Here is a 1,419-nt window from a genome sequence, read left to right on the forward strand (position 1 = left end):
TCCTGCTCGGTGCGGTCGCCGGACCACTGGGTGTGGAACGAACCGTCGCGGTCGGTGCGCCGGTAGGTGTGGGCGCCGAAGAAGTCGCGCTGGGCCTGGATCAGCGCGGCGGGCAGTCGCTCGGCGCGCACCCCGTCGTAGTACGCCAACGACGAGGAGAACGCCGGCGTGGGGACCCCGTGCAGCGCGGCACCGGCCACGATCCGCCGCCACGCACCGACCCCGGCACCCACTGCGGCGGTGAAGTACTCATCAGCCAGCAGCAGCGGCAGGTCCGCGTCGCGCTCGTAGGCCTCGGTGATGCGGTTGAGGAACCGGGCACGGATGATGCACCCACCACGCCAGATCCGCGCCATCGCGCCGCGGTCGATGTCCCACCCGAACTGCGCCGAGGCCGCCGCGATCTGATCGAACCCCTGCGAATAGGCCACGACCTTCGAGGCATACAACGCCAGGCGCACGTCCTCGACGAACCCCTCACGATCCTCGAGCGCCCACGGCGCGACATCGGCCACCAACGTGCCACGCGCCGCGTCGCGCTGCGCGACCCCACCCGACAACGCCCGGGCGAACGTCGCCTCGGCGATCCCCGTGATCGGCACCCCCAGATCCAGACCGTTCTGCACCGTCCACCGCCCGGTGCCCTTCTGCTCGGCCTGGTCCGCCACGATGTCCACGAACGCCGACCCCGTGGCCGCGTCCACGTGCTGCAGCACCTCAGCGGTGATCTCGATCAGGAACGACTCCAGATCCCCGGTGTTCCACCGCGCAAAGATCTGCCCGATCTCCCCGGCCGTGGCACCCAGCCCCTGCTTGAGCAGGTCGTACGCCTCAGCGATCAGCTGCATGTCGGCGTACTCGATGCCGTTGTGCACCATCTTCACGAAATGACCCGCACCATCAGGACCCACATACGTGCAGCACGCCACCCCGTCGACCTTCGCCGAGATCTTCTCCAAGATCGGCCCGAGGCTCTCATACGACTCACGCGTGCCACCCGGCATGATCGACGGGCCCAGCAACGCACCCTCCTCACCACCCGAGACACCCGACCCCACGAAATGCAGACCCCGGGCACGCAACGCGTCCTCCCGCCGGACCGTGTCCGGGAAGTGCGCGTTCCCCGCATCCACGACGATGTCACCCGGCTCCAGCAACGGCACCAGCTCGTCGATCACCGCATCCGTGGCAGCGCCGGCCTTGACCATCACCACGACCTTGCGCGGCCGCTCCAACGACGCCACGAAACCCGCGAGCGACTCCGACGCCACGAACACGCCCTCGTCACCATGCTCAGCCAGCAACGACTGCGTCCTGGCGAACGACCGGTTGTGCACCGCCACCGTGAACCCGTTCCGAGCAAAATTGCGCGCCAGGTTACGGCCCATGACCGCCAACCCCGTCACACCGATCTGCGCG

1 protein-coding gene is annotated in these 1,419 nt (G+C 68.6%); it reads right to left on the reverse strand.

What is annotated here, in order from left to right; all coding sequences use genetic code 11:
• The coding region (gene gnd, locus CGE01nite_RS16770) for an NADP-dependent phosphogluconate dehydrogenase (protein ID WP_141371784.1) at window positions 1–1,419 on the reverse strand (1,419 nt) is incomplete at both ends.

It is taken from the genome of Cellulomonas gelida (genome assembly GCF_006538725.1).
Taxonomy (GTDB): Bacteria; Actinomycetota; Actinomycetes; order Actinomycetales; family Cellulomonadaceae; genus Cellulomonas; species Cellulomonas gelida.